The organism is Bacillus sp. JJ1562 (genome assembly GCF_036962705.1).
In the GTDB taxonomy this organism is placed as follows: domain Bacteria; phylum Bacillota; class Bacilli; order Bacillales; family Bacillaceae_L; genus Ferdinandcohnia.
Map to the genome: position 1 here is coordinate 77,146 of NZ_JBALOQ010000004.1, position 7,636 is coordinate 84,781.

At 37.7% G+C, this 7,636-nt stretch carries 9 protein-coding genes; 4 read left to right on the forward strand and 5 right to left on the reverse strand.

What is annotated here, in order from left to right; genetic code table 11:
• Window positions 1–3: 3 nt before the first annotated feature.
• Window positions 4–1,065 (reverse strand): ABC transporter permease, encoded by a 1,062-nt coding sequence (locus V7097_RS03075; protein ID WP_335702124.1) that lies wholly within the window; start codon window positions 1,063–1,065, stop codon window positions 4–6.
• Complete coding sequence (locus V7097_RS03080; protein ID WP_335702125.1) at window positions 1,062–1,784, reverse strand: ABC transporter ATP-binding protein; 723 nt, start codon at window positions 1,782–1,784, stop codon at window positions 1,062–1,064. Before V7097_RS03080 ends, V7097_RS03075 begins: the two co-directional genes overlap by 4 nt.
• A 200-nt stretch (window positions 1,785–1,984) precedes the next feature.
• Here V7097_RS03080 and V7097_RS03085 point away from each other — a divergent pair, with 200 nt between their 5' ends.
• Entirely contained in the window at window positions 1,985–2,257 is a 273-nt protein-coding gene (locus V7097_RS03085; RefSeq protein WP_335702126.1) for a phage holin family protein, read from the forward strand.
• Between the two features lie 77 nt (window positions 2,258–2,334).
• On the opposite strand, the gene V7097_RS03090 is transcribed toward V7097_RS03085, so the two are convergent.
• The 3 genes from V7097_RS03090 to V7097_RS03100 are packed head-to-tail and all read right to left on the reverse strand — an operon-like array spanning window position 2,335 to window position 4,343.
• A complete protein-coding gene (locus V7097_RS03090) occupies window positions 2,335–2,751 on the reverse strand; it encodes a hypothetical protein (RefSeq protein WP_335702127.1) in 417 nt (138 codons plus the stop codon).
• Window positions 2,752–2,806: 55 nt separating this feature from the next.
• On the reverse strand, window positions 2,807–3,265 hold the full coding sequence (locus V7097_RS03095; RefSeq protein ID WP_335702128.1) for a hypothetical protein: 459 nt from the start codon (window positions 3,263–3,265) through the stop codon (window positions 2,807–2,809).
• Between the two features lie 19 nt (window positions 3,266–3,284).
• Complete coding sequence (locus V7097_RS03100) at window positions 3,285–4,343, reverse strand: LLM class flavin-dependent oxidoreductase (RefSeq protein WP_335702129.1); 1,059 nt, start codon at window positions 4,341–4,343, stop codon at window positions 3,285–3,287.
• Window positions 4,344–4,705: 362 nt separating this feature from the next.
• Between V7097_RS03100 and V7097_RS03105 the strand changes: the two genes are divergently transcribed.
• The 3 genes from V7097_RS03105 (at window position 4,706) to V7097_RS03115 (ending at window position 7,136) form a co-directional block, all read left to right on the forward strand.
• Window positions 4,706–5,251, forward strand: a complete 546-nt coding sequence (locus tag V7097_RS03105; RefSeq protein WP_335702130.1) for a sigma-70 family RNA polymerase sigma factor — start codon at window positions 4,706–4,708, stop codon at window positions 5,249–5,251.
• Window positions 5,226–6,587 carry a DUF4179 domain-containing protein gene (locus V7097_RS03110; protein WP_335702131.1) on the forward strand — a complete coding sequence of 454 codons (1,362 nt, stop codon included), beginning with the start codon at window positions 5,226–5,228 and terminating at the stop codon, window positions 6,585–6,587. The genes V7097_RS03105 and V7097_RS03110 overlap by 26 nt, the downstream gene beginning before the upstream one ends.
• 186 nt (window positions 6,588–6,773) lie before the next feature.
• Window positions 6,774–7,136, forward strand: coding sequence for a hypothetical protein (locus V7097_RS03115; protein ID WP_335702132.1), 363 nt, complete (start codon window positions 6,774–6,776; stop codon window positions 7,134–7,136).
• The last annotated feature ends 500 nt before the right edge of the window (window positions 7,137–7,636 follow it).

Here is a 7,636-nt window from a genome sequence, read left to right on the forward strand (position 1 = left end):
TACCTATAATGCGCGGTATTTCTTCAACGCAAATACGTTTAATATGATAAAAACAGTAGCGAATATGACTAATGCTAAAAGGTTCAAACTTATATCAGGGAATCCTAACCCTCTATACATGACCCCCTTTAATGCATCAGCAGCATAGTATAGTGGCATGACTTTCGCAATAGCTTGAAGCCAGTTCGCCATTCCTTCGAGTGGTATGATACCTGAAAAGAAGATTTGTGGAATGACGGCTACTGGAATGAATTGTACCATTTGAAATTCAGAAGCTGCAAAAGCGGATAATAAGATCCCTAAGGATAATGCAACTAGCGCTAATAACAAGTTGATGACGAGCACATTCCAAATCGAGCCGACTAAAGTTACGTCTAATACCTTAATCGCGAAAAAGACAACAATCACCGTTTGGATAATCGCAAAGATCCCGAACCCGACTAGATAGGCTGTAACAATTTCTCCTCTTCGAATCGGTGTTGACAATAAGCGTTCCAACGTACCTGTCGTTCTTTCCTTTAACAATCCAATTCCAGAAATTAAAAAAACAAAAAAGAAGACAAAAAAGCCGATTAAAATGGGACTTAGTACATCAAAAAAGACCGTTTCATCGCTTCCAAACACATAGTTTGTTTCAAGTTCAATTTTGGGTACTTGCCCTAGATTAGGTATTTGACTAACTAGTTTTTCTTGTGACCGGGCGGCAAATACTTGATTCACCTTCATTTGCAAGGCTTTTGCTGAGGTTGGGTCATTATTGGTTAGCGTAAGAGTGCTTTGCTCATTTTCCATTACAAGTAAGCCATCAAGCTCATGTTCAAGTATCGTTTTCACGGGATTTTTTATTTGGCCAAACTCTACAATGCTAATATCATTTTCTTTAAGTGTTTCTATAAGCGTATCATCAAGATCCACAACTCCCAAGGTAGGTTCTGATGAATCTCCATTAAACATGACATACATAAGGGACAGGATTAAAAGTGGTGCAACAAATAATAAAGCTAGTGTCCGTTTATCGCGAAGCAGCTGCTGAAAGATTCTTTTTATGAGTGCGATGATTCTCATTGTCTCACCCTCCCCGCATGTAAAAATACTTCATCAAAATTACTTGCCTGGTATGTTTCTTTCAACTCAGTTGGCGTACCTCTTGTTAAGATTCGACCATCCCGGACCATTGCAATATAATCGCATCGTTCCGCCTCTTCCATTACATGGGTTGTAACAATAATCGTTTTTCCTTCGTCTTTCAATCGGATTAATTCATTCCAAATATTGAGTCTTAGCTCCGGGTCAATACCAACAGTTGGTTCATCTAAAATAAGCATTTTCGGATTTTGTATTAAGGCGATAGCGAGCGACAAACGGCGTTTCATTCCCCCAGAATAGACAGAGACCTTTTTATTTAAATCATCAGTAAGGTTTACTAGCTTTGCGGTATATGCAATTCGTTCTTTTGTTTGAACCCGATTTAACTTATAAAGTGAAGCAAAAAAAGCGAGGTTTTCCTTCCCAGTTAACTCCATGTAAAGTGCATCAGATTGGGCCATATAGCCGATATCCTGCAACAGCTCCAAATTAGGCATTTTCTTCCCTAACACTTGAATGGATCCATCGTCAGGTGAATCCATCCCAACAATCATTTTGACCAAAGTTGTTTTACCCGCTCCTGAAGGCCCGATAAATCCATAAATGGTTCCTTCCCCGATGGTAAGTTCGATTTCATTTAACACGATTTTTTTCCCAAAGCTTTTACTAACCTTCTTGATTTCTACCGTATTGGTCATTAATTTGCCCCCTTAATTACAATCATCCCCCACTTGGGAACTTCTGTTAAAAAAGTGAGTGATTACTCACATTATGCTCCTATTTTTCATCCCAGTCAATATAAAAGTGAGTGTTCACTTACATATTTTTTTGTTTTAGGACATCCATACAAGCACATTTTTCTTCTCGTTCATACGATACACTAAGGGAGGTGACAACCATGGACTTGCTACAATTTTTAAATGAAAATTATTATATGTTAGTTCCCGTTCTTTGGGTGATTGGGTATTTCTTAAAAGTAACGCCTAAAATTCCGAATTGGTCGATCACATGGATCCTATTAGGGGTTTCATTAGCGGGGGGCTCATATTTCTACGGGTTTACAGCAGAAGCCGTGTATAATGGAGTGATTGCAGCTGGTGTTGCAGTATTCGGTCATCAATTGTTTAAACAAACGGCTGAAGCAAGAGTTACAAAAAACAAAGCAAAATAACGCACTAATCTTTATATCAGTTTTCATACCAAAAAAAGAGAAACGCTTGGTTCCAAGCGTTTTTCGTTTGAGATGCATTATTGATTTTTGTACCAGACGAACCAGCCTTTATCTTTGCTTTTTGATACAAAGATTTGGCCATCAGATGCAATGTCACTTTTTCCTTCCCATCTAGGAAAATGCAATGTCACTAACCAGGACTTATCCGCCACTTCTTCCCCGCAATAATTGGAGGACATTTGATATTCCTTTGCCACCTTTTCATCTAATGGCTGTGCTGTAACGACTTCCCAGTCAGCATAGTGATTTAAGTAATCACTTTCTCCGAACGTACGAGGGATAATGGTTTCTAATGCCTTTAAGAGTTCATCTTTATAAATAATCGTTGTGTTCTCTAACAGGCTCACATCTGGACATTCAACATTTGCTTGTGCACCGACATGGTATGGGAAAAAGATGACTAGAGTAAGCAAGGATATTACTATTTTTTTCATATTATTCACCTCAAATAGTAACATCCCAATATTTTACATAAATTATGCGTACAGTTTATGATATTTTTTTCATTAGGTCTGCTAAATCTACTAATAATAGATTTTTACTTTGCTCAATTTTCACAAGTTCTGTGTACCGTTTTACTTGAATAATGGCTTCTTCAGCTTGGCCTTTGATATTTAATAAGATATAAGATCTTGCCAACGCTTCGTACCCATATGCAATATAAAATGGGGCTAACTCCGCATTTTTGCTTATTTCTACACAACGCTCTGCGTAGTATAGTGCCTGTTCTCCGTTGTCAGTTACTGCATAAACCCGCGAAAGCTGCCAATATCCAATTGATAGATTTTGTTCGGTATGATTCTGAACCTGTGTCCAGTGCCAAAATGATGCATGACATAGGTGAATCATTTCCTCTGTTTCAATTTTCGTACGATCAGATGTTTCAAGTAGATCCCACACTTTGTTGAAGCATTCTGTTGCTAGCTGCTTATGAGATAGATTACTCATTTTATTCTCCTCTATTTCCTTACTTCGCTTCGTTCTCAGCTTCCCACTTTGCGATTTCTTCTCTAACCTGTGGTGCTACTTCTTTACCTAATAGCTCGATAGAACGCATGACATCTTCATGTGGCATTGTACCGACAGGGCAATGTAGCATAAAACGCGTAACCCCTACATTTTTACGCAAGGCTATAATTTTGTTGGCAACATACTCAGGGTCACCTACATATAATGCACCCTCAAAGCTTCGGGCAAAATCAAAGCTTTCACGTGTATATGGTCCCCAGCCACGCTCTTGTCCCAATTTACTCATCGCCTGTGCTGTTGATGGGAAGAATTTTTCTGCTGCTTCTTCCATCGTTTCCCCAACAAACCCGTGAGAATGAGAGGCAACTGCTAATTTTGAAAAATCATGCCCCGCATGAGCAACTGCACGCTTATATAATTCAACGAGTGGTGCAAATTGAACCGGCATACCGCCGATGATCGCTAGCACTAATGGCAATCCTAATAGCCCTGCACGAACGACTGATTCCTGGTTCCCCCCACTTCCAATCCAGATTGGTAATGGATCTTGAACAGGTCGTGGATAAATTCCACGGTTATTGATAGATGGGCGATGTTTACCTTGCCAGGTTACTTTCTCTGATCTTTGAATGTGGAGTAATAAATCTAATTTTTCTTCAAAAAGCTCATCATAATCCTGTAAATCATAACCAAACAGTGGGAATGATTCGATGAATGAACCTCTTCCTGCCATGATTTCAGCACGGCCGTTAGAAATTGCGTCAAGTGTCGCAAAATCCTGGAACACACGAACTGGATCTGCAGAGGAAAGCACGGTGACCGCACTGGTTAATCGGATTTTCTTTGTTTGCGATGCTGCAGCTGCAAGTACCATAGCAGGTGCTGATGCTGCATAATCCTCCCGATGATGCTCCCCGACTCCAAATACATCCAATCCTACTTGGTCGGCAAGAACAATTTCCTCTACTACTTCATTAATTCTCTGTGCATGACTGATGACCTCTCCAGTACGAGGATCCGGTGTTGTCTCAACAAAAGTACTAATTCCTATTTCCAATGTCTGTACCCCCAAATTATTGTTTTTTTGCATCTGCTTTTAAACTACTTCTATTATTTATTAATGTTGTTTATGATGCAAACTTTTAGGATTTGGGGTGACATGGTTGTAATCGTACTCTCAACTGCCACGAGTGAGCTCAGCGAGGGTATGAATAACCCTTAATCAGACTCTCAGTCACCACAAGTGATCTCAATGATGGTATGAAAATATAATTGTGATCACTTCAAAATGAATGGAACGAAAAAAGCTTACACCAAGTCTAATAAGAAGACAGTCGTTAAAGCCGGGCTAACCAATGATGTCGATACAGATAAATTAATAGTAAAATAAAAACTAACAAAGGGAGGGGTCCTTTACAAATGTCGATATTCAAATCCTTTTATAAGAAATCAAATTCCGATGAATTTTCCTTTGAAACACTCATCAAAAAGGAGCAGGAAAAACTCTATAAAGTTGCCTATTCCTATGTAAAAAATGAACATGACGCTTTAGACATCGTACAAGATGCAATCATAAAAGGTTTTAAATCCTTTGATAGATTGAAAGAGATTGATTATTTTTCTACATGGATTACTCGGATTCTAATAAATACAGCCCTCGACCATATCAGAAAATCGAAAAAGGTAATCACTCTTGAAACGGACTGGTCCGGCCCCAGGCAGAATGAAGAAAACAATTCAATTATGACAATGGATATTGAGCTCATCTTTGAAAAGTTAAAACCTCAACAAAAAACATTAATTCTTTTACGTTTTTATTATGGCTACTCCATCAACGAAATCGCCGAAATTCTCGGTAAACCTGAGGGTACAATTAAGTCTCAATTACATCGGACACTTCAATTGGTAAAAGAAAAACTTGAAAATGGAGGAGATACATATGGAAAAGCTTCATCAAGATATTAAAAGTATGGTAAATCACGTTTCCGTACCCACTGAAAAGCTTAATGAAACTGTCCAAACAGCCCTATTATCTGGAAAAAAGCAGCGAAAACGCCGTATATTCCATATTCCTAATATAACGGCTAGTATTGCTTCCCTATTTATTTTAGCAATTGGAGGCATTTTGTTTACTTCATTTTATTTTGGACCCGAGAAAAACGAAGCAGATTTTAGCAAGCAAGAACTACCTGAAAAAATCTCTTATGCTGATAGTATTTTTTATAATGTTGGTGACGCCGGTCTTAGAAGAATGGCCTTGGAAGGAAGAACGAAGAATCTATCACTAGTGGCAGAGGATAAGGGATTAAAGGTGATTCTTGAGGAAGGCTATCTTGATAGTCAGCAGATGGTGTTATCTTATCGTGTCGAAGACCCTAATTCGGTTATAAGTGCTTACAGAGAGGCAAATATTTCATATGAATTGTTTGTTAATGGAAAATACAGTGGTAGTTCTGGCTCTGGTGGGATGAAGACAGAAGAGTTATCCAGTAAAGGTGATATCTTTTACATTGAAACCTCAAAAGGATTTCCAACCAACCCTGAAATTGAAATAAAAATTGTATCAATCAATAATGTTGAGGGAAATTGGTCTTTTAACTTTGACTTGGAAAAGGAAGAAGAATTCATTAAAAAATCAACTCTTGCTTCAAAAGAAGATGATAAAGGAAATTATTTTTCCGTAGTTCAAGCCAGGCTTACTCCTTCAAAATTAGTATTAAACACAGGAACAAGACTTAAATTGGAGGAATCTTATTCAGAGTTTAGTTATTATGATATAGCAGTTGTTGCTCTTGGACCGGATGATACGATATTTCTAGATAATTATAATCGGAGAGGCACTAATGATTCATATGATTTAGAAGCTCCTGAACTACTAGTAAACGATAAGGTTGAAATTCCAAGAAGAACAAACTCCTACTCATATCGGATAGTCCCTTATTTCGCAACGTTTAAGGGTGAAAAGGTTGATGAAAGTGGATATATGTGGGATGAAATTATTGCTCCTTTCAGTCAAGGAGCAACTCTAGAAGCCCACACTAAGGTAAGGGTAGAAAAAATCAAGCATAATGCTGATGAAACGATTGTTTATTATGAGATGAATGCAGTATTACCAAGTTTTCCGATCATAATAGATCGAGAAAATGGTTTTGAACTTAAAGCCCTTTCCTACAAACAACAAAAAAACTTGGTTGAAGTAACATACCCAAAAGTAAAGAATCCAGAATCCTCAAAGTTTTTGATGTATGACCTAACCTACGAAGTATTTTCGGATTTAGAGGTTGAAATCGACTTAAACTAATTAGAAGGGCCAGCCTACACGCGGGTTGGCCCTATTTAATAGATGGAAACCTAGATAGTTATAAAATCTATTAAAATGGAATATTATAGTATAATTGTTAAACTTTTTACTAATTACTGCGTATAATATATATATAATACTTTTTTGCCCACACCCCCGATACCATTTCTAATAGGAGTGATGAAAATGCAATTAGTTCCTGAAAAGCTTCGTGAACCACTTTCAAATTTCAAATTCAGCATATTTGAAACGGAATCTCTCAGTACATTCTTCTCAGCTTTCCGCCTTAAAAGTTATTTCCTGCTTCTCCTCTCCCCTATTGGATTAGGAGCTTCAGCGTATCTAGTTCAAATGTCGATTGGGGTTGAATCATTCGGAACCTCGGTCGGATTGTTTTTACTAAGTCTATTACTCTTACTTCCTTGGACACTAGTACCTATCACATTTCTATTTACTACCTTCCAATCAAAAACATGGCAACGGATATTATCGTGGGCCTATGTTTGTCTGCTCATCGCTTCTTACATTTATTGGTTGGTTTTCTTTTAGAATTAAGGAATTGTAAAAATTAACGGAAGCCTTTCTCCACGTTCATTAATAAAGGACCAGTCCTGATAAGGCTGGTCCTAAAATTGCAAATCATAAAATTTGGGGGTATCAGAAAACTAAATAATGATAACTCATTAGTGCGTTTAGCCATTAATATGTAATATCACTTCTTAGCTGTGTTGGGGTTTTATTCACTATGAAAACCTCATTCTCTAAATCTCCAACACAATTAAGTCTTCATTACCCTGATGAAGACCTCTTTTTCTAAATCCCAAACTCGATTAGGTCTTCATAACCTCGATGAAAACCTCTTTCTCGAAATCCCTAATTCGATTGGGTCTTCATAAACCCGATGAAGACCTTTTTCTCTAAATCTCTAACCCTATTGAGTCTTCATAATCTCGATGAAGACCTCTTTCTCTAAATCTCCAACACAAGTGAGTCTTCATAAACCCAATTAAGACCTCTTTCTCTAAATCTTCAACCCAGTTGAGTCTTCA